Origin of the sequence: Streptomyces sp. NPDC051987 (assembly GCF_040680735.1) — a bacterium.
In the GTDB taxonomy this organism is placed as follows: Bacteria; Actinomycetota; Actinomycetes; order Streptomycetales; family Streptomycetaceae; genus Streptomyces.
In genome coordinates, this window is sequence record NZ_JBFAXI010000030.1 from 45,758 (window position 1) to 71,429 (window position 25,672).

Below are 25,672 nucleotides of genomic sequence, written 5' to 3' on the forward strand. Positions count from 1 at the left end.
ATCCCCCGCCGCACAGCGATCAGGGAGTGACCAACTGCGCGTGGGCTGCGGAGATGTGACGGGATGCGGCACGGAGAGGAGCACGTCCGAATGGTCTCGGCAATGGTGTGCAGAAGCGCGGTGCTCGGGGCGGTGACGCTGTCGCTGCTCGCGGTCCCGGCCCAGGCGGCGCCCCTGACGGCGGCGAAGGGACGGGCGGCCACCGCCCTGCCGGCGCCCGACACGGAGGGGCTGGCCGCGGTGCTGCGCTCGGTCGTGGCGAAGGGCGCGCCCGGCGCGATGGCCCGCATCGACGACGGCACCCGGGTCTACCCCTTGGCACAGGGCGTCGCGGACCGCGCGACCCGGCGGGCCCTCACCACCGCCGACCGCTTCCGCGTGGGCAGTGTCACCAAGACCTTCTCGGCGGTGGTGCTGCTGCAGCTGGTGGACGAGCACAGGCTGGCCCTGGACGCGCCCGTCAACCGCTACCTGCCGGGCCTGCTGCCGGACGACCGCATCACCGTGCGGCACGTGCTGAGCCACCGCAGCGGCCTGTACGACTACACCGACGACCTCTTCGCCAGCAGCGTGGCCGGCTTCGAGGCCGTGCGCAACAAGGTCTTCACCTACCGCCAGCTGGTGGACCTGTCCCTGAAGAAGCCGCGCACCAACGCGCCGGGCGCCGCCTACTCGTACTCCAACACCAACTTCGTGGTCGCCGGCCTGCTGATCGAGAAACTCACCGGGCACAGCGTGCGCACGGAGTACGAGAACCGCATCTTCAAGCCCCTGAAGCTCGACGACACCTTCTACGTGCACCCCGACACCACGATCCCGGGACAGCACGCCAACGGCTACCTCACCGCCGACCGGGCCGGGGACCAGCCCGTCGACGCGACGGACCAGACGGTCTCCTGGGCGCAGAGCGCGGGCGCGATCATCTCCAGCGCCCGCGACCTCGACACCTTCTACTCGGCGCTGGTGCGCGGGAAGCTGACCTCGGCCGCCCGGCTCGCGGAGATGGAGCGCTTCACCCGCGTCAACGCCACCACCTCCTACGGCCTCGGGCTGCGCCGCCGCGACCTGTCCTGCGGTATCTCCGTGTACGGCCACACGGGCGCCGTCCAGGGCTACTACACGTACGCCTTCACCACCAAGGACGGCACCCGCAGCCTCACCGCCCTCGCCAACGCCTCCAACAACTCCGACGTGCTGAACACGCTGGCCACCTCCCTGGAGCCGGCGTTCTGCGGGAAGCAGCAGTCCGCCCGCAGCGCGCCCGCGCCGATCGAGCGGGAGGACGTGGCCCCGGCCGCACCCCGGGAGCAGTAGCGGCCCGGCGCACGGAGGGAACCTCGCGCCCGGGCCGGACGTTCAACCGGCGACTTCCCCGCCGGGCGCGACGTCCGGCCCCTCACCTCGTGGAGGCGGCGCGATGAGCGAGCTGGTCCCCGGGGCCAACCTGCCCCTTCCGGACGGTGCGCTGACACTGCGGGTGCCAGGTCCCTTCGACGTGTCGGCGCTGATCACCGACGAGAGCGGCAGGACCGGCGGGGACGCCGACTTCGTCTTCTACAACCAGCCCGACGCGCCCGGCGTGCGACTGCGCGGGGACACGCTGACGGTCGAGCCGGCGCTGCTGCGGGCCGGCGCCCGGCGCGTCACCCTCGCGGTCACCGCTGCCGAGCCCGGCACCCCACTCGGCCGGCTGCCCGCGGCCACCCTGCACGTCACCGACCGCCTCGGCCGCACGGTGGCCCGTTTCGCCCCGCCGCGCCCGCAGACCGAGACCCTGCTGCTGCTCTCCGAGCTGTACCGCCGCGGCACCGGCTGGAAGCTGCGCGCGATCGGCCAGGGGTACGCGGACGGACTGGCCGGGCTCGCCCGGGACTTCGGTCTCGACGTGATCGAGGACCGGCAGCCCTCCCCCGCCTCCCGCGACACAGTCCCGAGCCGGCGCACTGCGGTCGCACCGGGCCGCCCCTCGCCGGCCGCGCCGCCCGACCCCGACGGACTGATCGGCCTGGTCAACTCCGCCCGCGCCCGGTCCGGCCGACAGCCGGTGGCCCCGGACTCCCGGCTCGCCTCCGCCGCTCTCGCCCACGCCACCGCGATGGCCGACGCCGGGCGTCCGACCGGTGAGAGCCGCGACGGCGTCTCCGTCCACCAGCGGATCAGCGCCACCGGATTCGCCTATGTCACGGTGGGCGAACACCTCGTGGCGGGTCCGCGCACCCCGGCCGAGTTCGTCGACTACTGCCTGCGCACCGAGGAGGCCCGACGCACCCTGCTGGACCCCACCTTCACCCACGCCGGGCTGGCCCGCGCCCGCGACCCGCGGGACGGGAACACCTACTGGACCGCCCTGTGGGCCAGGCCCCTCACCCCGGCCGAGCTGACGCGCACTCAGGCCGAGGTCGTCGACCTCACCAACCGGGAACGCACCCGGGCGGGTCTGCGCCCGCTCGCGGCGGACCCGCATCTGGCGACGGCCGCGCAGGCCTACAGCACGGATATGGCGGCCCGCGACTTCTACGCGCACACCTCGCCCGAGGGCACCCAGCCCTGGGACCGGGCCGCCGCCGCGGGCTCCCGGCGGCGCACCATCGGCGAGAACATCGCCTGCGGCCAGCGGTCCGCGGCCGAGGTGGTGGACGGCTGGATGAACAGTCCCCGTCACCGGGCGAACATCCTCAAGGCCGACTTCACCCACATAGGCGTCGGCTTCGCCGGCGGCGGCCGGGCCGGCACCTACTGGACCCAGTTGTTCGGTGCCTGAGCGGGTACTCTCCGTGATCTTGGCGGAACGGGTCCGTCCGGGACACCATGCCCGGCATGAAGGGTGATCTCTTTTCAAGTCAGCACATGGTGGTGCCCGCGGTCGAGCCGGGCATGACGGTCGAGAACGCGAAGTGCCTCAAGTACGCGGTCAGCGGCGAGATGTACGCCCGCCAGGGCGCGATGATCGCGCACCGCGGCGCACTGCGGTTCGAGCGCAAGGGCCAGGGCGTGGGCGGCATGCTCAAGCGGGCGGTCACCGGCGAGGGGCTGCCGCTGATGTCCGTGCAGGGCCAGGGCGAGGCCTGGTTCGCACACGAGGCGCAGAACTGTTTCATAGTGGAGGTGGAACCGGGCGACCAGTTCACGGTGAACGGCCGCAACGTCCTGTGTTTCGACGCCACGCTGGCGTACGAGATCAGGACGGTGAAGGGGTCCGGCATCGCCGGCGGCGGCCTGTTCAACAGCGTGTTCTCCGGATACGGCAAGCTCGGGCTGATCTGCGACGGCAACCCGCTGGTGATCCCGGTCTCGCCGCAGGCCCCGGTGTACGTCGACACGGACGCCGTGGTGGGCTGGACCGCGCACCTGCAGACCTCGCTGCACCGCTCGCAGTCCATCGGGTCGATGCTGCGCGGCGGTTCGGGCGAAGCGGTCCAGCTGATGCTCCAGGGCGAGGGGTACGTCGTGGTCCGGCCGAGCGAGGTGACCCCGCAGAAGACACAGCAGCACTGACGCACGGCAGCCCCGCCCCTGGCCCAGCCCGGGGCCCGGCTGACCAGCGGACCGCAGCCGGGCTTCTACCGTCGGTTACCCGCAGGTCGAGGCCCGGTCATGCACTGTCTTCCCCATGTTCTCCGGTACCGCGTCCAGTTGAATAAAAGGCAAGAACGGCCCCCGAGTTGCAGATTCTTTGAACACACCCGGGGACGTCCCGCGTACCTCTGGTCAATGACGAGGCAGGGGTTTCAGCGAGGGATGACGATGGTCAAGGCGCATGTCTCCGCACACGAGTTGGTCGCCGGGCGGTACCGGCTCCTCGAAGTCGCCGACCGCGAACCGAACCGCATCAGCTGGTACGCGGAGGACGTGCAGGCCGAGCGACCGCGCCTGGTGACCCAGATCGCGTTTCCCGAGCCGCTCACCGAGGACACCGTGCGCCGGGCCACGGCCCGCATCCTGCGCTCCTCCGAGGTGATGAGCGCGCTGCGCCCCGGTCGGGTCGCCATGGTGATCGACGCCTTCGAGGAGGCGGGCATGCTGTGGACGGTCACGGAGCTGATCGACGGCACGCCGCTCAGCGAGCTGCTCGCCCAGCAGCCCGCGTTCGACTACGTACGGGCCGCCCGCATCGGGCTCGAAGTGCTCGACGTACTGGAGGCAGCGCATGCCGACGGCTACACGCACGGCGAGCTGAGCCCCGGCCAGATCTTCGTCCGGGACCGGGGCCCGGTGGTCGTCACCGGCTTCGGCCTGGCCGGTGCGACCCTGGCGCCCCGGGTGACCGCGCCGTCGTACGCCTCGCCCGAGCAGGCACGGGACGAGCGCATCGGGCCCGCCGCCGACCTGTGGGCGCTCGGCGCCATCCTCTACACGATGGTCGAGGGCCGGCCGCCGTTCCGGGACCGGGGCAAGGCGGAGGCCACCCTGAAGGGCGTGGACCGGCTGCCGTTGCGCACCCCGCTGCGGGCCGGCCCGCTGACCCAGGTGGTGCAGGGGCTGCTGCGGAAGAACTCCCGGGAACGGCTGAGCCGGGTGGTGCTGCGTCAGGCACTGAGACGTGTGCTGGACGAGGATCCCGACGCGGTCGTCGAGTCCCCACCCGTCTCCCGGCTGCGCGGTGCCTATGTGGCCGCCCGCGCCTCCGGTTGGAGCAGGACCACCATGATCGGCGGGACCGCGCTGGCCGTGGTGACGGTCTCGGTCGCGGTGCTGGCCGCGACGCAGGGGCTGCCGGGCGCATCCTCGGCGGGCTCGGCCCCGCCCGCCTCCGCCACCGCCCCGGCCAACCGCACGGACGGCAAGGGCCCCGCCCCCTCCTCCTCACGGACGGTGCCCTCTTCCCCCGACTCCCCCGCCCCGTCGTCCTCCGCCTCCCCTTCGGCCACGGCCACGGCAGCGGCGGGCGCCCTGCCCGCCGGGTTCCACCGCTACACCGCCCCGGAGGGGTTCTCCGTGGCGCTCCCGAAGGGCTGGAAGCGCCTCGGCACCCAGCGGGACGCCGTCGCCTATCGCATCACCTTCGGGCCGGGCGGCGACGACCCGCGCACCCTGGCCGTCACCTACAGCACCAAGGCGGGCCCGGACCCGGTCGCGATCTGGCGGGACGAGGTGGAGCCGAGCCTGGAGAAGCTGGACGGTTACCGGCGGATCGGCGAGATCACCGCGACCACCTACCAGGGCCACCGGGCGGCGGACATGGAGTGGCTCTCCGGGACCGGCGCCGGCCGGGTGCACACCTTCGGCCGGGGTTTCCTGCTCGGCGGCGGCCGCAGCTTCTCGCTGCGCATCACGGCACCCGCCGCCGCCTGGGACGACGCCGCCGACGAACTCGCGCGAAAGACCTTCCTGGCCACCTTCCGCGGTTCCGCCGGCTGATCCGTTTCCTCCCCCGGTGGCCGGGGGACTCGGGGCCCATGGTGCAGATCGGATACACGATGATGACCGAGCAGGCCGGTCCGCGTGATCTCGTGGACCATGTGGTGCGGGCCGAGGAGGCGGGCTTCGACTTCTCGGTGGCCTCGGACCACTACTTCCCGTGGTTGCGCACGCAGGGCCACGCACCGTACGTGTGGAGTGTGCTCGGCGCGGCCGCCCAGGCCACCAGGCGGATCCCGCTGATGACCTATGTCACCTGCCCGACGTTCCGCTACCACCCGGCGGTCGTGGCCCAGAAGGCGGCGACCCTGCAGCTGCTGTCCGAGGGCCGGTTCCGGCTCGGACTCGGCGCGGGAGAGAACCTGAACGAGCACGTGGTGGGCGGCGGGTGGCCGTCGGTGGACGTACGGCACGAGATGCTGGAAGAGGCGGTGGAGATCATCAGGGCGCTGTTCGCGGGCGGCCATGTCAACCACCGCGGTCCCCACTTCGACGTGGAGTCCGCCCGGTTGTGGGACCTCCCGGACGAGCCGCCGCCGATCGGTGTCGCGGTCTCCGGCGAACAGTCCTGCAAGCTCGCCGGGCACCTCGCCGACCTGGCGATCGCCACCGAGCCGAAGGCGTCCCTCCTCGACGCGTTCGACCGGCACGGCGGTGCGGGCAAACCCCGGATCGGCCAGCTTCCGGTGTGCTGGGACCCCGACCGGGACACCGCGGTGAAGCGGGCGCACGCCCAGTTCCGCTGGTTCGGCAGCGGCTGGAAGGTGAACTCCGAACTCCCGCACCCGGACTCCTTCGAGTCCGCGACCCAGTTCGTGACCCAGGACGACGTAGCCTCCGCCATCCCGTGCGGGGACGACCCGGACGATTTCGTCGAGGCCGTACGGCCCTACGCCGAGGCGGGGTTCGACGAGATCGCCCTGGTGCAGATCGGCGGCGAGTCGCAGCCGGAGTACCTGGAGTGGTCCCGCACGACGCTGCTGCCGGCGCTGCGCGACGCGCTCGGCTGATCTTCACGGGTGCGGCAAACCCTGGCCAATGGGTCGATATAGTCTGCCGGTCGGTACGTACGCAGTCCGGCAGCCTTCAGGAGCGTCCTCAGTGACCGTAGCGATCGACCCGTCCGAGACGTCCGAGACGCCCGGCGCGACCCCGGCCCCCCTCTCCGACCTGGTGGCGCGTGACGCACGCGAGTTCGGCGCCTATGTGCGGACCGGGGGCTGGACGTTCGGGCTGATGGTGGCCCGCAGCGTGCGGCCGGGAGGACAGGGGGCCCAGGAGACGCCGAAGGTCTCGGCGAAGGAGTTCGCCGAGCTGGCCGGGTGCTCCGCGGAGCGCGTCATGCGCTACTACAAGGCCTGGGACAAGGCCGCCGACGACGGTCTGGTGCCGCACTTCGAGGCCCTCGCGCCGGGGCAGGAGGTGGAACTCCCGGACTCCGACGTCTGGTCGGACTACTACGTCGCGCGCAGCGGTGCCACGTCCGAGCGCGGCACCGCCATCGCGGCGGCCGCCGAGGCCGAGGGCATCCGGCCCACCAAGGCCCTCGAAGTCGCCGAGAACCCGACCGCGTTGCGTGCCGCGATCCTCGCCGACCCCTCCACCGCCCGCGCGGCCCGCTCGGCCCTCCTCGACCGCATCAAGGAGGACCCGGACCTGCAGACCGTGCTGGCCCGGGACGTGGTCCGCACCGCCGGCCTGAAAAAGGCAGTCGCCACCGAGAGCCGCTCGGCCGACCGCATCGGTTACGTCCGGCAGATCGCCGAGTCCGGCCAGATCAGGACCCCTGCCGGGCAGACCGTCGACGCGCCGGCCGAACTGCGCCAGGAGGCCGAGCGCCACCTGTCGCTCCTCGACGAACTGGACGAGGACGAGGACACCGGCGAGTGGGCGGGCGAGGCCTACGACGCCATGAAGAACCTGGTCGTGGAGGCGGTGGAGGCCGACCCCGAGCTGCGGGTCCAGGAGAAGCGGACCAGGTTCTACAGCAGCCTGCAGAAGGCGACCAAGGCGTTCGAGGAGCTGACCTTCGACGACGCCCAGGACTTCTACGAGGACGACATGGTGCAGCGCCTGGAGGACCTCCAGCAGGCCATCGGCTCCTGCCTGGCGGCCCTGCGCGGCGCCCAGGGCACGGCGCGGCCGTAGGTCCCTCGGCCAATTTCCGTTCGGCATTGAGCGTTTTTCCCGTGAGAGGGGTACTAGAGGGCACCAAGCCGATCGTTCTCGGAGGACACTCACGTGAACCCCATCGTGCACAGGACCCTGGTCGTACAGCTCAGGACCGAAGGGACCGGCCGTTGTCCCGTCCTCGCGCATCTGTCGTACGACGCCGGCGACCCGTTCGCCGTCACCGCGGTGTTCACCCTGGACGGCCGAGTGCTCGCCCGGTGGCGGCTGGACCGCGAGATGCTCAACGACGGGCTGAGGGAGCCGGTCGGGGTCGGGGACGTCCGGCTGCGTCCGGTGCGGCAGGGGCGCTGGAGGGAAGTGCGCATGGATTTCCTCGGCGACCCCCTGCCCGGCGGCAGCCGCCACCACGCGGTGGTCTTCGCCTGGGCGCCCGCACTGGCCTCCTTCCTGGGCGACACCTACCTGGCCGTGCCGCCGGGCCAGGAGGAGGTCCCGGTGGACGACGTCCTCGCGGAGATCCTCGCCACCGGCTGAGCTCAGCGGGTGGTGTGGCGGTGCCGGGCCCACAGGGGCAGGCCGTACCAGCACGCCAGGTACCAGACGACGACCCCGGCCACCACCCAGGTCACGGCGCTGCCGTTCGTGGCCACCCGGAGGATCAGCACCAGGGAGGCGGTCATGGTGGTCAGCAGCAGGAACAGGCCGATGGTGGTCAGCCGGGACGCCAGCCGCACCGCCTCCGGCTTCACCTTCCGGCCGGCGACCAGCCGGTGCAGGGAGACCGGGCCGATCAGGGCGCCCGTGGCGGACGCGCCCAGGATGACGGTGACGACGTAGATCGTCTTGTCCGCGTGGGACAGCGTGGCGTACTTCTGCTGGAAGACCACGGTGAGCAGGAAGCCGAAGAGGATCTGGACACCGGTCTGCGCGACGCGCACCTCCTGGATGAGGTCGGTCCACATCCGGTCGGCACGCTCTTCCGCCGTCTCGTTGCGGCCGGTCCGCCTCTCCTGGTCCGTCATGGAATGCAGGTAACCGCCCGACCGGTCCTTCAAACGGCGCGGGCCGGGAGCGGCACCGCCCCGCTCCCGGCCGGCAGCGGTGCTACCAGCGGCTCTCCACCTGGTCCTTGATCCGCCGGTCGTACAGCTCGCGGATCGCGGCGACCGTCTCGCCCGGCAGCTCCGGGAGCTTCGCGGCGGCCGCGTTGGCGCGGGCCTGCTCCGGGTTGCGGGCGCCCGGGATCACCGTGGTCACGCCGGGCTGGTCGATGATCCAGCGCAGGGCGAGCTGGGCCGGGGTGTAACCCTCGGGGGCGAGGGCGGCGAACTCGGCGGCGGCTTCCACGCCCGTCGCGTAGTCCACGCCGGAGAAGGTCTCGCCCTGGTCGAAGGCCTCGCCGTGCCGGTTGTAGGTGCGGTGGTCGTCGGCCGCGAAGACGGTGTCCTTGGTGTACTTGCCGGAGAGCAGCCCGGAGGCGAGCGGCACGCGCGCGATGATGCCGACTCCGGCCTCCCGGGCGGCCGGGAGCACCTCGTACAGGGGCTTCATGCGGAACGGGTTGAGGATGATCTGCACACTGGCCACGCCCGGCCGGCCGATCGCGGTGAGCGCTTCCGCGCTGGTCTCGACGCTGACGCCGTAGGCCGCGACGCGCTCCTCCTCGACCAGGGTGTCGAGGGCGTCGTACACCGCGTCGGACGAGTAGACGGGGGTGGGCGGGCAGTGCAGCTGCACCAGGTCGAGGCGGTCCACGCCGAGGTTGCGGCGTGAGCGGTCGTTCCAGGCGCGGAAGTTGTCCAGGACGTAGTTCTCCGGGATCTGTTCGACCCGGCGGCCCATCTTGGTCGCCACCAGCACGTGCAGGTCCGGCCTGCCGCGCAGGAACGTGGCGATGGTCTGCTCGCTGCGCCCGTCGCCGTAGACGTCGGCGGTGTCGAAGAAGGTCACCCCCGACTCCGCCGCCGTCTCCAGGACGGCGAGCGCCTCCTTGTCGTCCACCTCGCCCCAGTCGGCGCCGAGCTGCCATGTGCCCAGGCCGACGACCGATGCCCGCTGTCCCGACCTGCCGATCACGCGTTCGTCCATGGCGCCAGTCTGCCATCCGCCGCCGACAACGGTGTCAGGGGACGGCCGTCCCCGTCCGCACGTGCCCCGAGCCGCTTCAGGGCGTCAGCTGGGCCTGGATAGCGGGCCCGTAGCGGTCGGTGATGTCGTCGATGCCGGCGGCCGCGGCGTCGCGCAGCCGGGGGCCGCGGGCGATGCCGTACATCACGCCGAGGCCGATGAGCTGGGCGACGGCGAGTTCGGCGCGCAGGCCGGCGTCGGGGCCGGTGAGCCGGGCGGCGAGGGCGTCGACGACATGGGCGCGGAAGTTGGCGCGCAGGATGTCTCCGTGGTTGCCGTGCAGGGGGGCGAAGGCGATCCGCAGCAGGGGGTCGGCGCCGCGGTCGCGCTGGCTCTCCAGGACGTGCCGGACCATGTGCCGGCCGAGGTCGTCCAGGGGGGCGTCGAGCAGGGCGGCCGCGTCGGTGTCGAAGGACATGACGCGGGCGAACAGGCTGTCCTTGTTGCCGAAGTACTTGAGGATCAGCGGCGGGCTGACCCCGGCGCGGTCCGCGACGTCCTTGAGGGTGATGTCGGCGTGCGCGTGCCGGGCGAGGAGGTGGCGGGCGGCCCTGAGGATGGCCGCCTTGGTGGCCTCGGCGTCCCGGCGGGCGGGGGCGGGCGCCGGGGCGGCGGGGGTGCCGGGTGGGGTGCTCACGGCACTCATGCTCCCTCCAGCGCGTCGTTCCTCGCGCTCTCGGCCCGGCCCTCGGCGCGGGGGGTGCCGTCGGGAGCCCGGTCGCCGGGTATGGAGAGGGCGGCGGCGGCCGCCGCCAGGGCGACGGCGCCGGCCATCGCGAAGGCCAGCAGGTAGCCGTGGAGCGTGGCGATCGGTACGCCGCCGACGAGGCTGGTGTGATGGGTGAGCACGGCGGCCACGGCGGCGCTGGAGGTGGCCTGGCCGATGGTGCGCATGAGGACGTTGACCCCGTTGGCGGAGGCGGTCTGGGTCGCCGGAACGGCCCGCAGGATCAGCGTGGGCAGCGCGGAGTAGGCGAGGGTGGTGCCGGTGGACACGACGGTGGCGCCCAGGATGATCATCCAGAGGTCGCGGCTGTCGGCGATGCGGACCACGTATCCGCAGGCGATCACCGCGGCGCCGAGGGCCAGGGTGACGCGCGGGCCGCGGGCGGCGGAGATCCGGGCGGAGACCGGCGAGAACAGCAGCATGGTCACGCCGCCGGGGAGCAGGCACAGGCCGGTGGCCACGATGGACAGGCCGAGGCCGTATCCGGTGGCCTTCGGCGCCTGCACCAGCTGGGCGGTGACGAGGGAGTTGGCGTAGAAGGCGAACCCGGTCAGCAGGGCGGCGACATGGGAGAGGCCGACCCGGGGCCGGGTCACGAGGTGCAGGTCGACCAGGGGCTGCGCGGTGCGCAGCTGCTGCCACCACCACAGGGCGAGCAGGAGGGCGGCGGCGCCGAACAGGCCGAGGACGCGCGGGCTGCCCCAGCCCCACTGGCCGCCCTGGGAGACGCCGAGCAGCAGCGCGGTCAGCCCCGCGGCCAGCCCGAGGGTGCCGAGGACGTCGAACCGGCTCGGCTCGCGCACCGGTGACTCCCGGATCGCCCACCAGACGGCCGCGACGCCCAGCACGCCGAGGAAGCTGGTCAGCCAGAACATGGTGTGCCAGTCGTAGTACTGCACGACCAGCGCGGCCAGCGGCAGACCCAGGGCGGCTCCGATGCCGACGGTGGAGCTCATCAGCGCCACCGCCGATCCCCGGCGCTCAGGCGGGAGTTCGTCGCGCAGGATGCTGATCGAGAGCGGTACGACCGAGGCGGCGGCGCCCTGCAGGGCGCGGGCGGCGATGAGCACGGCGATGTCCGAGGACAGCGCGCACAGCACCGAGCCCACGGTCATCAGGGCGAGCGCCCCGGTGAGCACCCGGCGCTTGCCGTACATGTCGCCGGCCCGGCCGAGCACCGGGGTCAGCACGGCCCCGGCGAGCAGGGTCGCGGTGACCGTCCAGGAGACGGCGCCGGCCGAGGAGTGGGTGAGCCGGGGCAGGTCCGGCAGGAGCGGGACGACCACCGTCTGCATGACGGCCATGAGGATCCCGCCGAAGGCCAGCACCGGGATGGTCAGCCGCTCCCGCAGCGGGTGCGGCTCGGCGGCCGGGCCCGGCTGGCCGGCGGTCGGGGCGGGCTGGTCCATCGGCACTCCTGCGGCGGCGCGGAAAGAGGTGAATGCGAATTCACCCTATCGAGTGAATGGCCTTTCACTCAAACGTTCCGCGGCCGTGGGGCGCCTACGACCGGCCGTGCAGGGCCCGCGCCGCCCGGGGTCCGAGCCACCGCTTGAGCCTGCGCAGCACCTCCAGCCGCCCGGCGGCCTTGTCGAGTCCGTAGTAGAGCTGCGGCGGCACGTGGGGCAGCAGGGGCGAGTGCCGCTGGCCGAGCAGGGCGAACATGCGGTGCGGCGGCAGGCCGATGTAGCGCGGCAGGTTCTCGTACCACTGGGCGCTGAGGCGGGCGGCGCTCTGGGCGGAGACCAGGTCGGCCCTGCGCCGCCGTTCGTACGCGGCGAGCGCCGGCGCCAGGGCGGTGTGCTCGCGCAGTGCGTCGGCGAGGCACATCGCGTCCTCCAGGGCGAGGGTGGTGCCGGCGCCGATGGAGTAGTGGGTGGTGTGGGCGGCGTCGCCGAGCAGGACCAGGTTGCCGTGGTGCCAGGTGCGGTTGGTGAGGGTGCGGAAGGCGGGCCAGGCCGCCGAGGAGCCGCCGATCAGCGGGTGACCGTCCAGGATGCCGGCGAACAGCTTCTCCAGCAGCGCGCGTTGGGCGGCCTCGTCCATCGCGTCCAGGCCGAGGCCGGTGAGGGTGTCCGGAGCGCACTCGATGACGCAGGTGCTGTGCCCGTCGTCGTAGGGGTAGCCGTAGCACCAGACCCAGCCGTGACCGGTCTCGACGAAGGCGAAGGTGAAGGAGTCGAAGACGCGGGTGGTGCCGAGCCACACGTAGCGGTTGCGGCCCTCGGTGGCCTCGGTGCCGAAGCGGTCGGCGTGGTGGGTGCGCAGGGCGCTGTGGACACCGTCGGCGGCGACCACCAGATCGGCCTCGGGGAGGTTCCCGGGGGTGATCTCGTCCTCGAACTCCAGCCGCACGCCGAGCGCACGGGCGCGTTCGGCGAGGATCTCCAGCAGGCGGTGGCGGCCGATGCCGTGGCCGACGTCGCCCGGCTGCCGGGTCATCAGGTCGCCGACGTGGGCGACGCCCTGGGCCCACCGCACCGAGTTCTCCTCGACGGCCCGCGCCGACTCGGGGTCGTACGTGTGGAGCCGGTCGAGCAGCGCGCGCCAGTAGGTGACGCCCCAGCCGTAGGTGGAGCCCTCGGCGTTGCGTTCGTGGACGGTGATGTCGTGCGACGGGTTCCGCCGCTTGAGCAGGATCGCGAGATACAGGCCGGCGGGCCCGCCTCCGGCACAGACGACCTTCACGCACACACCCCTGGGATTCACTGAAAGTGGCCGATTGGCACCGGAGGGTAGCAGTGGGCGGACGTGCGGCCGGGGCGGTCGAATCGCGTCAGTCTGCCGCCGTGAGCCACGCCACCCGGACGGCGGACGGCCGTGAAAGATCACCGCGAATTCGCGTGGCCACGCAAGGAATTCCCGGTTCCGGGTGGGACGGGGCCGCCCGCGCGACAAGATCATCTTTGTTCAACGTTATATGACATGTAGCCAATTGTCCTGATCACAGCCAACCCGATCCGGGCGATTTCTCCTGCTCCGGAATCGGCGGATAGGCATACGGGGTCATCACCCGCCCCCCTCACAGGAGCATCCGTATGCCCGAGTTCACCCGCCGTCGCGCCCTCACCGCGGCGGCCGTCCTCACCGCCGCGGCCGGTGCCCAGACCTTCGTCGCGCCCGGCGCCTTGGCCACGGGCCACTCGCACGAGGGATCACTCGAACCCTTCGACGAGGTCTACAAGGGCCGCCGGATACAGGGCCGGCCGCACGCCATGGACGGCATGACCGGAAGGAGCGGCACGGCCGGAGGGGGCGGTCACCGGCACGGACACGGCGCCGGATACGCGGTGTTCGTGGACGGCGTCGAACTGCACGTGATGCGGAACGCCGACGGCAGCTGGATCAGCGTGGTCAGCCACTACGCCCCGGTCGCGACCCCGCGCGCCGCCGCGCGGGCCGCGGTCGACGAGCTCCAGGGCGCCGCGCTGCTGCCCTTCCCGGCCCACTGACCGCCCTGAACGCCCTGACCGCCCGCGCAAGGAGCACCCCGCACATGACCGTACGCAAGAACCAGGCCGGCCTGACCTCAGACGAGAAGCGGCGGTTCGTGGCCGCCGTCATCGAGCTGAAGCGCAGTGGGCGCTACGACGACTTCGTGCGCACGCACAACGCCTTCATCATGTCCGACACCGACGACTCGGAACGCACCGGCCACCGTTCACCCTCGTTCCTGCCCTGGCACCGCAGATTCCTGCTCGACTTCGAGCGGGCCCTGCAGTCGGTGGACTCCTCCGTGGCGCTCCCCTACTGGGACTGGAGCACCGACCGGACCGTCCGAGCCGCGCTGTGGGCACCGGACTTCCTCGGCGGTACCGGGCGCAGCGCGGACGGGCGGGTGACGGACGGGCCGTTCGCCGCGGCCGGCGGGAACTGGCCGGTCAATGTCCGCGTGGACGGCCGTACCTACCTGCGCAGGTCGCTCGGGACGGGCGTGCGCGAGCTGCCGACCCGGGCCGAGGTCGAGTCGGTGCTGTCCATGGCGACGTACGACATGGCGCCCTGGAACAGCGCCTCGGACGGTTTCCGCAACCATCTGGAGGGCTGGCGCGGGGTCAACCTGCACAACCGGGTCCACGTCTGGGTCGGCGGGCAGATGGCGACCGGGGTCTCCCCCAACGACCCGGTGTTCTGGCTGCACCACGCCTTCGTCGACAAGCTGTGGGCCCGGTGGCAGCGCCGGCACCCGGACGCGGCCTACGTGCCCGGCGGCGGGACACCGGACGTGGTGGACCTGGACGAGACGATGAAGCCGTGGAACGACGTGCGGCCGTCGGATCTGCTCGACCACACGAGGTTCTACACGTTCGACACCCTGGAGGCCTGATCGGGCTCCGGGTTCAGGCCTCGGCCGTACGGCACTCCGGGTGGCCCCACCCCTGCGCGTTCTTGGCGATCGGCTCGCCGGCCGCGTAGGAACGGCCGCACAGGCAGCGGCCGGGGAACTTGGCCTTGATGGTGCGGGACGAGGAGCCGCCCGCCGCGCTCTTGCGGGGCGCCGCCTTGCGGCGCGGGGCCGCGGCGGAGGCGGCGGGCGCCGGGGACGGCGGCGGCACCGGGGAGCCGAGGGCGCTGCCCGCGGCCTCCTGGACCACGGCCGCCTGGCTGGCCGCGCGGTCGGCGAAGTCGTTCAGCGGGTCGCCGTCGACCTGGTGGGCGGGGACGTACCGGAAGTCGACCGTGCGGCCGTCGAGGAGTTCGTCGATGCGGACGACCAGGTCCTGGTTGGCGACCGGCTTGCCCGCGGCAGTCTTCCAGCCGTTGCGCTTCCAGCCCGGCAGCCAGGTGGTGACGGCCTTCATCGCGTACTGGGAGTCCATCCGCACTTCCAGCGGCACGTCCGGGTCGACCGCCGACAGCAGCCGCTCCAGGGCCGTCAGTTCGGCCACGTTGTTGGTGGCCCTGCCGAGCGGCCCGGCCTCCCAGCGGGCCGGCGTCGCCGCGTCGTCGGACACCACCCAGGCCCAGCCGGCCGGTCCCGGGTTTCCCTTAGAAGCCCCGTCGCACGCGGCCACCACTCGTTCACGCATGCGCCCGATCATGCCACGGCCGGGTGGGGTGTCCGGCCGCGGCCCGGTGTCCGCCCTGGTCAGAGCTCCGTGCTGGACGGCGTCTCGCCCTCGGTGGTGGTGACGTCGATCACCGAGAAGTTCGCGCCCTGCGGGTCGGTGAGCGCCGCCATGCGTCCGAAGGGGCTGGTCATCGGTCCGAACCGGAGCGCCGCGCCGAGCTTCGTCGCCCTGGCGACGGCCTCGTCGCAGTCGGCGACGGTGAAGTACACGTTCACGTACGAGGGCACCTCGGGCGGGACGTCGCCGGGCATCCGCATCCGGCCGAGGACGGGCCGGTCACGGAGGCTGAACGTGCGGAAGTCGACGCTGTCGTCCTCGATCTGCTGGACCGTGTACGGGAAGACGGACGCGAGGAAGGGGTCGGTCAGCTCGGGCTCGCGGGTGCAGACCTCGGCCCAGCAGTAGGCGCCGGGCACGGCCGTGGCCTCGAAGCCCTCGTGGACGCCGCCCTGCCAGACGCCGAACACCGCGCCGCCGGGCTCGCGGGCCAGGCACATCGTGCCGAAGTCGCCGACCCGCATCGGGTCCATCAGCACCTCCCCGCCGCCTGCCCGGATCCGCTCCGCGGCGGCCGCCGCGTCCGGCGAGGCGAGGTACAGGCACCACTGCGACTGCCCCTCCTGACCGGGCATGGGCGGGACGACGGCGGCGACGGCCTTGCCGTCCGCATACGCCTGGGTGTAGTTGCCGTACTCAGCGGACGACTCGCCGAAGGTCCAGCCGAGAACCTCGCCGTAGAAGCTCTTGGCCCCCTCCAGATCGCTGAACATCGCGTCGGCCCAACAGGGGGTTCCTTCAGGTTGTACCGCCATGTCCGCGGCCCTTCCGATCGAGCGGGTTCTCCCGGTTCCTCACGCTAGCCACCGGGCGGTCCGCCCGCGCGCCGAACGCCGCAGTCCGGCGGAGACTGGGAAGGGGGTCGGCGGCCTTCGGCGGACGGGGCGCGGTATGGCGGACATGATGCGAGCCTGGTCGGTCGAGCGGCCCGGACCGGTCGAGGCGGATCCGCTCCGGCTGGTCGAGCGGCCGGTGCCGGTGCCCGGGGCGGACGAGCTGCTGGTCCGGGTGCGGGCCTGCGGGGTCTGCCGCACCGATCTGCACGTCACCGAGGGTGATCTGCCGGTGCGACGGCCCGGGGTGACGCCTGGGCACGAGGTGGTGGGTGTGGTGGCCGGCCTGGGCGCCGGGGTGACGGACTTCGCGGTCGGCGACCGGATCGGGGTGGCCTGGCTGCGGCGCACGGACGGGTCGTGCGCGTACTGCCTGCGGGGCGCCGAGAACCTGTGCCCGCGCTCCGAGTACACCGGCTGGGACGCCGACGGCGGATACGCGGAGTACACGACGGTACCGGCCGCTTTCGCCTACCGGTTGCCCGGCGCCCTCGGCGACGTCGCGCTCGCGCCGCTGCTGTGCGCCGGGATCATCGGTCATCGCGCGCTGCGCCGGGCGTCGCTCCCGCCCGGCGGCCGGCTCGGTCTGTACGGCTTCGGGGGCAGTGCCCACCTGTGCGCGCAGGTGGCGCTCGCTCAGGGCGCCAGGGTGCACGTGCTCACCCGGGGTGCCGAGGCGCGGCGGCTGGCCGTGGAGCTGGGCGCGGCCTCGGCGCGGGACGCCTACGAGGCGCCGCCCGAGCCGCTGGACAGCGCGATCCTGTTCGCGCCGGTCGGTGACCTGGTGCCGGTCGCGCTGCGCGCCCTGGACCGGGGCGGGGTCCTGGCGGTCGCGGGCATCCACCTCAGCGACGTGCCGTCGCTGAACTACGAGCGCGAGCTGTTCTACGAGCGGGAGCTGCGCAGCGTCACCTCCAACACCCGGTCCGACGGGCGGGAGTTCCTCGCCCTCGCCGAGCGGCACGGCGTCCGTGCGACCACCCACCCCTACCCGCTCTCGCAGGCCCCGCGGGCGCTGCGGGACCTGAAGGCCGGGCGCTTCGACGGCGCCGCGGTCCTGGTGAACGACCTTTCCTGAGCCCAACCCCGGCACCGGCCGGGCACGAGAGCGGGCGACCGGCGCACGATCCGACAACACCACCCTTTCCACCCCGAACACCAGGTTTGCGCATCTAAGGCACGTAAACGCCCCTTTCACGCCGTACCCGTAGATCACCAGGGCTGTTTGGCTTGTCCGTGCGCACCACCACCTCGCACACCACCGACCTTCGCGGGTCACCGCCGTTCACCGCTCTGCTGGAGGGAATGTGTCCACACCGGACAGCGTCATCGGCTCGGCCGTCGGCGAGCCCGAGCCGGATCCGACCGCCGACGGGCAGCTCACCAGTCTGAGCACCCGGGCGGCACGCCAGCTCGCCACGACCACCAAGTCCGAACCGCAGATGCAGGCCATCACCTCCCGGTGGCTGCTGAGGACGCTGCCGTGGGTGGACGTCAAGGGCGGCACGTACCGGGTCAACCGGCGCCTCCAACTGCGCACCGGGCGGGGCCGGGTGAGCTTCGAGCAGAACGGCGGGGACGACATCCGGGTCATCCCGCGGACCCTCACCGAGCTGCCGATCCTGCGCGGTTACGACGACCTGGACGCGCTGACCCAGCTCGCCGACCGGTTCCGGCCCCGCGAGGTCCGTGCCGGGCAGGTGCTGTTCGAGGCGGGACAGCCGGTCACCGAGACCTACCTGGTGGTGCACGGCCGGTTCACCCGGTACGCGGCCGGCAGGTTCGGCGAGGAGGAGGTCGTCGGGGTCGTCACCGACGGCGACCAGATGGGCGACGAGGCGGTCGGCCAGACCGATCCGCTCTGGCTCACCTCGGTGCGGGCCGAGACGGCGGGTGTGGTCCTCGCGCTGCCCTGGGCGGTCGCCGAGGAGATCATGGACCGGGTGCCGTCGCTCGGTGCCCATCTGCAGGCCTACGTCGACCGGCAGCGGCTGCCGATGAACCGCAAGGGCGAGGCCGAGGTGCCGGTGCAGGCCGGGCACACCGGCGAACCGACCCTCCGGGGCGGCTTCGTGGACTACGAACTCAATCCCCGCGAGTACGAGTTGTCGCTCACCCAGACCGTGCTGCGGGTGCACTCCCGGGTCGCCGACCTCTACAACCACCCGATGGACCAGACCCAGCAGCAACTGCGCCTCACGGTCGAGGAGATCCGCGAGCGCCAGGAATGGGAGATGGTCAACAACCGGGAGTTCGGGCTCCTGCACAACATCGACTACGGGCAGCGGGTCAGTACCTTCACCGGACCGCCGACCCCGGACGACATGGACGAGCTGATCTCCATGCGCCGCAAGACCAAGGTGATCCTGGCGCACCCCAAGGCGATCGCGGCCTTCTTCCGGCAGTGCAACCGGCTCGGTCTCGTGCCCCCGTCGGCGAACGTCGACGGGCACGAGATCCCGGCCTGGCGCGGGGTCCCGATCTATCCGTGCAGCAAGATCCCGATCAGCGACGACCACACCACCAGCATCATCGCGCTGCGCACCGGCGAGGCCGACCAGGGGGTCGTCGGCCTGCACCAGACCGGTATCCCCGAGGAGTTCCAGCCCGGCCTGAACGTCCGCTTCATGGGGATCAACGAGCAGGCCGTCGTCAACTACCTGGTCACCGCCTACTACTCGCTCGCCATCCTGGTCCCCGACGCGGCCGGGATCCTGGAGAACGTCCAGCTCGGCCGCACCGCCGACTGACGGCCTGGAGCACATCCATGAGCACACCCGCCACCTCCTACGCCCTGCCGGGGCCGCCGAACATCGCGGAGCGGCTGCGCCCGGCCCGCCGCACCGGGGCGGTCCCCGGACTGCGCCACCGGCCGGCCGTGCCCGCCGACCCGGAGAAGGCCGCCGAGCTCGACCGCCGGCTGGAGGCCTGGGCCCGCGAGCTGGACCTGTTCCCCGCGGCGTGGAAGGGGGACTTCTCCGGCTTCCAGTTCGGCCGGGCCGTCGCCCTCCAGCATCCGGGCGGCCTGGACCTGGACCGGCTCACCGCCGCCGGGAAGCTGCTGCTCGCCGAGAACATCGTGGACTCCTGCTACTGCGAGGAGGACGAGGGCCGCGGCGGATCCCGGCGCGGTCTCGGCGGCCCGCTGATCATCGCCCAGTCGGCGCTGGATCCCTACCACGGCATCCCGGAGCTGGAGGAGGAGTGGCGCGCGGGCATCAGGGCCGACGGTCCGCTGCGGTCGTACCACTTCGCGCTCGCGGACTTCGCGGCCTTCGCCACGCCCAGCCAGACCGACCGGTTCGTGCACGACATCGCCCGGCTGCACCTCGGATACCTGGGCGAGGCCGCGTGGATGGAGACCGGGTACATGCCCCGGGTCTGGGAGTACCTGGTGATGCGCCAGTTCAACAACTTCCGGCCCTGCCTGTCGATCGTGGACGCGGTGGACGGCTACGAACTGCCCGAGCAGCTGTACGCCCGCCCGGAGATCCAGCGGATCACGGCCCTGGCGTGCAACGCCACCACGATCGTCAACGACCTGTACTCCTTCACCAAGGAGCTGGCGAGCGACCCGGACCACCTGAACCTGCCCCGCGTGGTGGCCGCCAACGACCGGTGCGGGCTGAAGGCCGCCTATCTGAGGTCCGTGGGCATCCACAACCGGATCATGGACGCCTTCGAGGAGGAGTCGGCCGCGCTGTCCGCCGGCTCGCCGCTGGTCGCGCGCTACGCCGAGGGGCTGGCCGCCTGGGTCTCCGGCAACCACGAGTGGCACGCCACCAACACCCACCGCTACCACCTGCCCGACTACTGGTAGCCGACGAGCCGAACCGAACCACCGTCAGCAACACGTCGAGGAGAACCTGTTGACCACCGCCCCTGTCGCTCGGAAGACCACCACGTCAGCCCCGGTGCCGACCCAGTCCAGGTACCAGAACAGCGTCGCGGAGTACTGGAACGCCGAGGAGAACCCGGTCAACCTCGAACTCGGAAAGATCGACGACCTGTACCACCACCACTACGGCATCGGTGAGGCCGACTGGTCGGTGCTCGACGAGACCGACCCGGCGCTGCGCAGGGAGCGCGTCACCGCCGAGCTGCACCGCCTTGAGCACGCCCAGGCCGAGCTGCTCGCCTCCCACCTCGGCGCCCTCACTCCGGCCGACCGGGTCTTCGACGCGGGCTGCGGCCGCGGCGGCGGCAGCATCGTGGCGAACCTGCGCTACGGCTGCCATGCCGACGGAGTGACCATCTCCGCCAAGCAGGCCGACTTCGCCAACGAGATGGCCCGCAAGCGGGAGGTCGGCGACAAGGTCCGCTACCACCACCGGAACATGCTGGACACCGGCTTCGAGACGGGGGCCTACGCGGCCTCGTGGAACAACGAGTCCACGATGTACGTCGAGCTGGAGCTGCTCTTCGCCGAGCACACCCGGCTGCTGCGCCGCGGCGGCCGCTACGTGACCATCACCGGCTGCTACAACAACGCCTACGGGCAGGCCTCCCGCGAGGTGTCCCTGATCAACGCGCACTACATCTGCGACATCCACCCGAGGTCGGAGTACTTCCGGGCGATGGCCGCCAACCGGCTGGTGCCGGTGCACGTGGAGGACCTCACCGCGGCGACGATCCCGTACTGGGAGCTGCGCAAGCAGGCCGACCACCTGGTGACGGGGATCGAGGACGCCTTCCTCACCGCGTACAAGAACGGCAGCTTCCAGTACCTGCTGATCGTGGCCGACCGGATCTGATCCGGCGCCGGGCCGGCGGTGGGGCGGGGTCCGCGGACCCCGCCCCACCGTTCGCGTACCGCCTCACTCGCCCGCGTGGGCCTTCCGCAGCGCGGCGATGTCGAGCTTGCCCATGGCGTACATGGCCCGCGTGGTGCGCGTGGCCTTCTCCGGGTCGGGGTCGCCGATCAGCTCGATCAGCCCGTCCGGGATGACCTGCCAGGACACGCCGTACCTGTCCTTGAGCCAGCCGCAGGGGCCGGGCTCCCCGCCGTTCTCGGTGAGCTTGGCCCAGTAGTGGTCGACCTCCTCCTGGCCGTCGCAGTAGATCTGGAAGGAGATCGCCTCGGTGAACCTGAACTGCGGGCCGCCGTTGAGGGCGACGAACTTCTGCCCGTTGGCCGTGAAGTCGACGGCCAGCACGGAGCCCGCCTGGCCGGGTCCGGCCTCGTTGTACCGGCCGACCTTCCCGATGCTGGAGTTCTTGAAGATCGACACGTAGTAGTGGGCGGCCTCCTCGGCCTGCCCGTCGAACCAGAGACACGTGGTGAATCCGTCGGTGGCCATGGGCACCTCCTGGGAGCGGGAACGCGGTCATGTGTACCGACCGGCGTGCTCCGGGAAACTCATCGGTCGGCCCGGGAAAAGCGGTGGCCCGGCGGCCGGGGGCGTCGGCATCCTGCCGGTGTGGACGCGTCGGAATCCAGGGTGCACGACCCGAAGCTGCGGGACGTCTTCGACCAGGCCCCCGAGCGGTACGAACGGGCCCGGCCCCGCTACCCCGCCTCGCTGGTCGAGGAAGTGGTCCGGGCCACGGGGGCCGGGCCAGGAGTCCGGGTACTGGAGATCGCCCCGGGCACCGGCAAGCTCACCGTGGATCTGGCGGGGTCCGGCTGTGCGATCACCGCCGTGGAGATCGGCCCGCGCATGGCCGCCGTGGCCCGCCGCCGGCTCGCGGCGTTCCCCGCGGTGGAGGTGGTGGTCGCGGCCTTCGAGGAGTGGGGGCCGCCGCCGGAGCCGTTCGACGCGGTGGTGTGCGCGACCGCCTTCCACTGGCTCGACCCGGCCGTCCGGACGCCGAAGGCGGCCCGGTCGCTGCGGCCCGGCGGGCTGCTCGGTGTCGTCGCCACCCACCATGTGGCGGGCGGCTCCGAGGAGTTCTTCGCCGAGGTCCAGCAGTGCTACGAGCGCTGGGATCCGGCCACCCCGCCGGGACTGCGGCAGACCCGTGAGGCGGAGCTCGCGACCGACACGACGGAGTTCACCGGCTCCCCGTACTTCACGGACGTCACCGTGGGCGGTCACGCCCAGGAGATCACGTACACCACCGAGCAGTACCTCGACCTCCTGCTCACCTACTCCAACCACCGCGCGCTCGCGCGGCCCGCCCGCCACGGGCTGCTCGCCTGCGTCCGCGCACTGATCGACTCCCGGTACGACGGCGTGGTCACGAAGCGCTACTGGCACGAGCTGATCACGGCCGTGCGCACCGACGCGTAGGCGGCGCGTCCGCGGATCGCCATCGGCTCTTTTCCGCCACGGCCGGGGACGGGACGCATGCGTCGCGTCACCCCGGGTACCCGTGCTGCGAGGCAGGCATGAGACGTCCGGTTCCGGGTACCCGGGACAGGGCGACCTTTCTGCTCAGGGCCGGACGACCCCGGCCGAGGTGGCAGCGCCGAACGTGACTGACCTGGGAGAGGACATGAAAACCGCCGGGATCCGGTCGGAAGCAGTGAACACCGCTCACCCCGTCGAGGCGTGGACGCCCGAGGAGGCACTGCCAGGAATCGAGGACCCGAGGGCCGTCGCGCCGCGCGACGCACGCGAGCTGTCCCGCCAGTTCTTCCAGCGCCTGTGCGAGCTGGAGGAAGGCACGGCCGAATACCAGTACGCCCGGAACACGCTGATCGAGATGAACATGTCGCTGGTCCGGTTCGCGGCCGGGCGGTTCCGCAACCGGGGCGACGACATGGAGGACATCGTCCAGACCGGGATGATCGGCCTGATCAAGGCCATCGACCGGTTCGAGCTGTCGCGCGAGGTCGAGTTCACCTCCTTCGCGCTGCCGTACATCGTGGGCGAGATCAAGCGGTTCTTCCGCGACACCACCTGGGCGGTGCACGTGCCCCGGCGGCTCCAGGAGCTGCGGGTGGAGCTGGCCAAGGCGCGCGAGGAGCTCTCCAGCCGCCTGGACCGGGACCCGACGGTCGCCGAGCTGGCCACGCTCATGAACCTCTCCGAGGACGAGGTGATCGAGGGGCAGCTGGCCTCCAACGGTTACAACTCCTCCTCCCTGGACGCCGCCCTCACCGGGGACGGCCCGGAGGACGGCGAGGCGGTGCTGGCCGACTTCATCGGGGTCGAGGAGGAGGGACTGCGGCTCGTGGAGGACTTCCAGTCGCTGGCCCCGCTCATGGCCGAGCTGAGCGACCGGGACCGGGAGATCATCCATCTCCGGTTCGTCGAGGAGGCCACCCAGGCGGAGATCGGCGAGCGGCTCGGCTGCTCCCAGATGCACGTCTCCCGCCTGATCAAGCGGATCGTCACCCGGCTGCGTCAGGGGATGCTGGGCGAGCTCGGCTGCGCCTGACGGCGGGACCACGGGCGCTGCCCCGCACCGGCGCGTGGGGCGGCGCCCGTGGTGGCTCACCGTCGGCGCACGGAGCTCAGACGGCTCACCGAACTGAAAGGGAAAGTCACCGGGGAAAGCGCACCAGTGCGCGCACCCGCTTGCCGACCGGCACCCGCTCGGCGCTCACCTCCGCCGCCAGGGCGTGGACGATCTCCAGCCCGTGCCGGCCGATCCGCTCGGGGTCCTTGGGGAAGCGCCGGGGCAGCGCCACACTGCTGTCGTACACGGAGACGAGCACCGCGCTGTCCGTGCCCTCCAGTTCGAGGATGTACGGGCCGTTGCTGTGCCGGTCCGCGTTGGTGACCAGCTCGCTCACCACCAGGAGCAGTTCGCCGTCGGCCCGCGGGTCGATCGAGGCGCACCACTCGGTCCTGAGCTGCTCCAGGAAGCGGGCCGCGAAGTCCCGGGCCTCGGCGATGCAGCCGGGCTCGCCGGTGTAGTGCGCCGCTCGCCGCAGCGGCTCCACGGGTACGTCGAAGCCAGTCGGTATCACTGCCCCGCCCAGGTGTTCGGTCATGCGTTTTCTCTCCAGGAGGCCGGACCGGCCGGTCATGGTTGCACCCACGCTCTTACCCCGAGCGCGGTCCGGCAGTCCCCGGGAGTTTCGCGGATCGCGCACACCCGGGTCGTGCCGGTCACACGACCGGCGAGCCGGGGCCGGCCGACGGCGGGGCCGGCGGTTGCCCGGACGACGGGGGCACGGGCCCCGAGCCCTCCGACTGCGGAGGCTGAGGCGCCGTCGACCCGTTCTTCGAGGGCCCGGTACCAGGGGATTCGCTCCCGTTCTTCGGTGGCTCCGACGGCGGGGACCCGGTCTTCGGGGACTCGCTCTGCGGCGACGCGGTCTTCGGGGGCGCCGACGAGGGCGGCGCGGAGGACGGTGGCACGGAGGACGGCGGCACGGACGAGGGCGGCTTCGACGACGGCTTCGAGGACGGCGCGTGCCCGGACGGGGAGTTCGAGGACGGCGTGTTCGACGGGGGTGGCGGGGAGCCGTTCCCGGGGCCGGGCGGCGTCGACGGGCCGGACGGGGACGACGGCGGGTTCAGCGGGTTCGGGTCGGCCGGGGGCCGCGCCGGGCGGTCCTGGTGGCCGGTGTGGTCGCCCCGGTGCCGGCCGAACCAGTCGTCGTGCTCGCGGTCGAAGACGACGAAGACCTTGATGACCTGCGCGGAGGGTGCGACGACGACCACGTTCGCGGGCCGGTACGCGGGCCAGGCGGCGCCGGTGGTCCTCGGGGTGGTCGGCTGGGCGACCGGCGGGGCCAGCGGGTTGCCGCAGGCGCAGCGCAGCCGGGGCACGCCGTGCCCGTCGACCAGGACGGCGGTGCCCGCCTGGAGGACGGACTGGTAGGTGGTCGCCCCGCCGTCCCGGTAGCCGTGTGCGGTGACCCGGGTGTCCGCGCGCAGCTGTACGGAGGTAAGGGAGCGCAGATAGGCGGGGACCCCGGACGGCTGCACGCCGGCCTGCGCGGCGAACGCCCTGTTGCGGTCGGGCGCGGCCTGGAGGTACCTGATCTGCTGCTCGACGTCGCAGCTGGCGCTGTTCCGCGTGCCGCTGTAGAGACCGGGAGCGCCGCCGTCGACGCCGCGCACCTCGTTCTGGGGCGCCGCCGATGCGGCCGGGGCGGCGGACACCGGCGCGGCCGCGCTGTTCCTCGCGGTGGACGGGGTGAACGGATCCTGGCCGGAGCTCCCGGCCGATTGGAGGAAGACCTCGCCGCGGTGCCCGGAGCTGTCGCCCGAACGGGTGAGGACCACGGCCAGAGCCGCGGCGACCACCACGGCGGTGGTGAGGGTCGCGATCCGGGGTGCCGACTTCCACCACGGCCCGTGCGGCTCTCCACCCCGGCCGGCGCCGCCTCCGGGCGGCTGCGCGGGAGGTCCGGCGGGGGGCCCGGAAGCCCCGGACAGCGGGCCCGAGGGCGGTCCCGTGGGGCGGCCGGACGGCGGCGGTTCGACGCTCAAGGGCTCATCTCCCCGGTGCGGTGAACGGCA

The 25,672-nt window shown here is 72.3% G+C and carries 25 protein-coding genes; 15 read left to right on the forward strand and 10 right to left on the reverse strand.

Going from position 1 to position 25,672, the window contains the following annotated elements:
* Window positions 1–90 precede the first annotated feature (90 nt).
* From AB0M11_RS18430 to AB0M11_RS18460, 7 genes are all read left to right on the forward strand, one after another.
* Window positions 91–1,314 (forward strand): serine hydrolase domain-containing protein, encoded by a 1,224-nt coding sequence (locus tag AB0M11_RS18430; protein WP_365706596.1) that lies wholly within the window; start codon window positions 91–93, stop codon window positions 1,312–1,314.
* A gap of 103 nt (window positions 1,315–1,417) precedes the next feature.
* Window positions 1,418–2,761, forward strand: coding sequence for a CAP domain-containing protein (locus tag AB0M11_RS18435; protein WP_365706598.1), 1,344 nt, complete (start codon window positions 1,418–1,420; stop codon window positions 2,759–2,761).
* Between the two features lie 56 nt (window positions 2,762–2,817).
* Window positions 2,818–3,495: an AIM24 family protein gene (locus AB0M11_RS18440; RefSeq protein WP_365706600.1), complete on the forward strand. Its 678-nt coding sequence runs from the start codon at window positions 2,818–2,820 to the stop codon at window positions 3,493–3,495.
* A 243-nt stretch (window positions 3,496–3,738) separates the two neighbouring features.
* Window positions 3,739–5,358, forward strand: a complete 1,620-nt coding sequence (locus AB0M11_RS18445) for a serine/threonine-protein kinase (RefSeq protein ID WP_365706602.1) — start codon at window positions 3,739–3,741, stop codon at window positions 5,356–5,358.
* Between the two features lie 38 nt (window positions 5,359–5,396).
* Complete coding sequence (locus AB0M11_RS18450) at window positions 5,397–6,368, forward strand: LLM class F420-dependent oxidoreductase (RefSeq protein ID WP_365706604.1); 972 nt, start codon at window positions 5,397–5,399, stop codon at window positions 6,366–6,368.
* Window positions 6,369–6,459: 91 nt separating this feature from the next.
* The gene (locus tag AB0M11_RS18455) at window positions 6,460–7,506 is read left to right on the forward strand and encodes a hypothetical protein (protein ID WP_365706606.1); all 1,047 of its coding nucleotides are present in this window, start codon (window positions 6,460–6,462) and stop codon (window positions 7,504–7,506) included.
* A 93-nt stretch (window positions 7,507–7,599) separates the two neighbouring features.
* The gene (locus tag AB0M11_RS18460) at window positions 7,600–8,025 is read left to right on the forward strand and encodes an SsgA family sporulation/cell division regulator (RefSeq protein WP_365706608.1); all 426 of its coding nucleotides are present in this window, start codon (window positions 7,600–7,602) and stop codon (window positions 8,023–8,025) included.
* Window positions 8,026–8,027: 2 nt separating this feature from the next.
* On the opposite strand, the gene AB0M11_RS18465 is transcribed toward AB0M11_RS18460, so the two are convergent.
* The 5 genes from AB0M11_RS18465 to AB0M11_RS18485 all read right to left on the reverse strand — a co-directional run bounded on the left by AB0M11_RS18465 (window position 8,028) and on the right by AB0M11_RS18485 (window position 13,039).
* A complete protein-coding gene (locus AB0M11_RS18465; protein WP_365706610.1) occupies window positions 8,028–8,513 on the reverse strand; it encodes a DUF6328 family protein in 486 nt (161 codons plus the stop codon).
* Window positions 8,514–8,595: 82 nt separating this feature from the next.
* Complete coding sequence (locus tag AB0M11_RS18470; protein WP_365706612.1) at window positions 8,596–9,579, reverse strand: aldo/keto reductase; 984 nt, start codon at window positions 9,577–9,579, stop codon at window positions 8,596–8,598.
* Window positions 9,580–9,655: 76 nt separating this feature from the next.
* Complete coding sequence (locus AB0M11_RS18475; protein ID WP_365706614.1) at window positions 9,656–10,264, reverse strand: TetR family transcriptional regulator; 609 nt, start codon at window positions 10,262–10,264, stop codon at window positions 9,656–9,658.
* Window positions 10,261–11,754 carry an MFS transporter gene (locus tag AB0M11_RS18480; RefSeq protein WP_365706616.1) on the reverse strand — a complete coding sequence of 498 codons (1,494 nt, stop codon included), beginning with the start codon at window positions 11,752–11,754 and terminating at the stop codon, window positions 10,261–10,263. The genes AB0M11_RS18475 and AB0M11_RS18480 overlap by 4 nt, the downstream gene beginning before the upstream one ends.
* Before the next feature lie 94 nt (window positions 11,755–11,848).
* The gene (locus AB0M11_RS18485; protein ID WP_365706618.1) at window positions 11,849–13,039 is read right to left on the reverse strand and encodes an FAD-dependent monooxygenase; all 1,191 of its coding nucleotides are present in this window, start codon (window positions 13,037–13,039) and stop codon (window positions 11,849–11,851) included.
* A 344-nt stretch (window positions 13,040–13,383) separates the two neighbouring features.
* On the opposite strand from AB0M11_RS18485, the gene AB0M11_RS18490 reads away from it, so the two are divergent.
* Entirely contained in the window at window positions 13,384–13,797 is a 414-nt protein-coding gene (locus AB0M11_RS18490) for a tyrosinase cofactor (protein ID WP_365706620.1), read from the forward strand.
* A gap of 44 nt (window positions 13,798–13,841) precedes the next feature.
* Window positions 13,842–14,672: a tyrosinase family protein gene (locus AB0M11_RS18495; RefSeq protein WP_365706622.1), complete on the forward strand. Its 831-nt coding sequence runs from the start codon at window positions 13,842–13,844 to the stop codon at window positions 14,670–14,672.
* 13 nt (window positions 14,673–14,685) lie between these two features.
* Here AB0M11_RS18495 and AB0M11_RS18500 read toward each other — a convergent pair whose 3' ends face one another.
* Window positions 14,686–15,387, reverse strand: a complete 702-nt coding sequence (locus AB0M11_RS18500) for a ribonuclease H (protein WP_365706624.1) — start codon at window positions 15,385–15,387, stop codon at window positions 14,686–14,688.
* A gap of 47 nt (window positions 15,388–15,434) precedes the next feature.
* Complete coding sequence (locus tag AB0M11_RS18505; RefSeq protein WP_365706626.1) at window positions 15,435–16,229, reverse strand: VOC family protein; 795 nt, start codon at window positions 16,227–16,229, stop codon at window positions 15,435–15,437.
* A gap of 148 nt (window positions 16,230–16,377) precedes the next feature.
* Between AB0M11_RS18505 and AB0M11_RS18510 the strand changes: the two genes are divergently transcribed.
* From AB0M11_RS18510 to AB0M11_RS18525, 4 genes are all read left to right on the forward strand, one after another.
* Window positions 16,378–17,385, forward strand: a complete 1,008-nt coding sequence (locus AB0M11_RS18510) for a zinc-binding alcohol dehydrogenase family protein (protein ID WP_365706692.1) — start codon at window positions 16,378–16,380, stop codon at window positions 17,383–17,385.
* Window positions 17,386–17,614: 229 nt separating this feature from the next.
* Window positions 17,615–19,057, forward strand: coding sequence for a family 2B encapsulin nanocompartment shell protein (locus AB0M11_RS18515; RefSeq protein ID WP_365706628.1), 1,443 nt, complete (start codon window positions 17,615–17,617; stop codon window positions 19,055–19,057).
* 17 nt (window positions 19,058–19,074) lie between these two features.
* A complete protein-coding gene (locus AB0M11_RS18520) occupies window positions 19,075–20,127 on the forward strand; it encodes a family 2 encapsulin nanocompartment cargo protein terpene cyclase (protein ID WP_365706630.1) in 1,053 nt (350 codons plus the stop codon).
* Window positions 20,128–20,176: 49 nt separating this feature from the next.
* On the forward strand, window positions 20,177–21,061 hold the full coding sequence (locus tag AB0M11_RS18525; protein ID WP_365706632.1) for a geranyl diphosphate 2-C-methyltransferase: 885 nt from the start codon (window positions 20,177–20,179) through the stop codon (window positions 21,059–21,061).
* Window positions 21,062–21,124: 63 nt separating this feature from the next.
* Here the strand turns inward: AB0M11_RS18525 and AB0M11_RS18530 are convergent, their stop codons facing one another.
* Complete coding sequence (locus AB0M11_RS18530) at window positions 21,125–21,607, reverse strand: VOC family protein (protein ID WP_365706635.1); 483 nt, start codon at window positions 21,605–21,607, stop codon at window positions 21,125–21,127.
* A 120-nt stretch (window positions 21,608–21,727) separates the two neighbouring features.
* On the opposite strand from AB0M11_RS18530, the gene AB0M11_RS18535 reads away from it, so the two are divergent.
* Both AB0M11_RS18535 and AB0M11_RS18540 read left to right on the forward strand, forming a co-directional pair.
* Window positions 21,728–22,540, forward strand: coding sequence for a class I SAM-dependent methyltransferase (locus AB0M11_RS18535; RefSeq protein ID WP_365706638.1), 813 nt, complete (start codon window positions 21,728–21,730; stop codon window positions 22,538–22,540).
* A gap of 205 nt (window positions 22,541–22,745) precedes the next feature.
* Window positions 22,746–23,633 carry an RNA polymerase sigma factor SigF gene (locus tag AB0M11_RS18540; RefSeq protein WP_365706694.1) on the forward strand — a complete coding sequence of 296 codons (888 nt, stop codon included), beginning with the start codon at window positions 22,746–22,748 and terminating at the stop codon, window positions 23,631–23,633.
* 106 nt (window positions 23,634–23,739) lie between these two features.
* Here the strand turns inward: AB0M11_RS18540 and AB0M11_RS18545 are convergent, their stop codons facing one another.
* Both AB0M11_RS18545 and AB0M11_RS18550 read right to left on the reverse strand, forming a co-directional pair.
* A complete protein-coding gene (locus AB0M11_RS18545) occupies window positions 23,740–24,192 on the reverse strand; it encodes an ATP-binding protein (protein WP_365706641.1) in 453 nt (150 codons plus the stop codon).
* Between the two features lie 118 nt (window positions 24,193–24,310).
* A complete protein-coding gene (locus AB0M11_RS18550) occupies window positions 24,311–25,642 on the reverse strand; it encodes a DUF6777 domain-containing protein (protein WP_365706643.1) in 1,332 nt (443 codons plus the stop codon).
* Between the last annotated feature and the right edge of the window lie 30 nt (window positions 25,643–25,672).

Excerpts from the sequence above, each read along its gene's own strand:
- AB0M11_RS18450 (WP_365706604.1), top strand. The coding sequence starts at position 5,397 with ATGGTGCAGATCGGATACACGATGATGACCGAGCAGGCCGGTCCGCGT.
- AB0M11_RS18480 (WP_365706616.1), bottom strand. The coding sequence starts at position 11,754 with ATGGACCAGCCCGCCCCGACCGCCGGCCAGCCGGGCCCGGCCGCCGAG.
- AB0M11_RS18500 (WP_365706624.1), bottom strand. The coding sequence starts at position 15,387 with ATGATCGGGCGCATGCGTGAACGAGTGGTGGCCGCGTGCGACGGGGCT.
- AB0M11_RS18435 (WP_365706598.1), top strand. The coding sequence starts at position 1,418 with ATGAGCGAGCTGGTCCCCGGGGCCAACCTGCCCCTTCCGGACGGTGCG.
- AB0M11_RS18470 (WP_365706612.1), bottom strand. The coding sequence starts at position 9,579 with ATGGACGAACGCGTGATCGGCAGGTCGGGACAGCGGGCATCGGTCGTC.
- AB0M11_RS18530 (WP_365706635.1), bottom strand. The coding sequence starts at position 21,607 with ATGGCCACCGACGGATTCACCACGTGTCTCTGGTTCGACGGGCAGGCC.
- AB0M11_RS18475 (WP_365706614.1), bottom strand. The coding sequence starts at position 10,264 with ATGAGTGCCGTGAGCACCCCACCCGGCACCCCCGCCGCCCCGGCGCCC.
- AB0M11_RS18490 (WP_365706620.1), top strand. The coding sequence starts at position 13,384 with ATGCCCGAGTTCACCCGCCGTCGCGCCCTCACCGCGGCGGCCGTCCTC.
- AB0M11_RS18445 (WP_365706602.1), top strand. The coding sequence starts at position 3,739 with ATGACGATGGTCAAGGCGCATGTCTCCGCACACGAGTTGGTCGCCGGG.
- AB0M11_RS18540 (WP_365706694.1), top strand. The coding sequence starts at position 22,746 with ATGAAAACCGCCGGGATCCGGTCGGAAGCAGTGAACACCGCTCACCCC.
- AB0M11_RS18440 (WP_365706600.1), top strand. The coding sequence starts at position 2,818 with ATGAAGGGTGATCTCTTTTCAAGTCAGCACATGGTGGTGCCCGCGGTC.
- AB0M11_RS18505 (WP_365706626.1), bottom strand. The coding sequence starts at position 16,229 with ATGGCGGTACAACCTGAAGGAACCCCCTGTTGGGCCGACGCGATGTTC.
- AB0M11_RS18465 (WP_365706610.1), bottom strand. The coding sequence starts at position 8,513 with ATGACGGACCAGGAGAGGCGGACCGGCCGCAACGAGACGGCGGAAGAG.
- AB0M11_RS18510 (WP_365706692.1), top strand. The coding sequence starts at position 16,378 with ATGCGAGCCTGGTCGGTCGAGCGGCCCGGACCGGTCGAGGCGGATCCG.
- AB0M11_RS18430 (WP_365706596.1), top strand. The coding sequence starts at position 91 with ATGGTCTCGGCAATGGTGTGCAGAAGCGCGGTGCTCGGGGCGGTGACG.
- AB0M11_RS18520 (WP_365706630.1), top strand. The coding sequence starts at position 19,075 with ATGAGCACACCCGCCACCTCCTACGCCCTGCCGGGGCCGCCGAACATC.
- AB0M11_RS18545 (WP_365706641.1), bottom strand. The coding sequence starts at position 24,192 with ATGACCGAACACCTGGGCGGGGCAGTGATACCGACTGGCTTCGACGTA.
- AB0M11_RS18495 (WP_365706622.1), top strand. The coding sequence starts at position 13,842 with ATGACCGTACGCAAGAACCAGGCCGGCCTGACCTCAGACGAGAAGCGG.